General features: G+C 69.6%; 1 pseudogene. It reads right to left on the bottom strand.

The features are described 5' to 3' along the window. Nucleotides 1–415 (bottom strand): annotated as a pseudogene (locus KBX53_RS35870) (ATP-dependent DNA ligase); the annotation flags it as partial.

Genomic DNA, 415 nt, shown 5'->3' with positions numbered 1-415 from the left:
GTACTCCTCGACCCGGTCCAGGACCTCGGCGGCGGTGAACTGGCGGACGGCCGGCTTCCGGCCGCGCGCGCCGGCCTCCACCTCGTCCCAGGTCAGCGGCGTCGACACCGACGGCACCGACTGGGCCCGCAGCGAGTACGGCGCCACAGTGGTCTTCGCCGCGTTGTTCTGGCTCCAGTCGATGAAGACCTTGCCCGGCCGGAGGTTCTTCGCCATCTTCGACACGATCAGCTTCGGGTGGGCCTTCTCCAACTCCTGGGCGATCCGGCGGGCGTAGTCGGAGACGAGGTCCGACGACTGCGTGCCGGCGATCGGGCAGCAGAGCTGCATGCCCTTCTTGCCGGAGGTCTTCGGGTACGACTCGATGCCGTCGTCGGCGAGCCGGTCGCGCATCAGGACCGCCACCGGGCAACAC

It is taken from the genome of Micromonospora sp. M51, assembly GCF_018070305.1.
Lineage (GTDB): Bacteria > Actinomycetota > Actinomycetes > Mycobacteriales > Micromonosporaceae > Micromonospora > Micromonospora parva.
The sequence above is the reverse complement of the archived record's forward strand: the minus strand, read 5'-3'. Positions and strand labels throughout refer to the sequence as shown.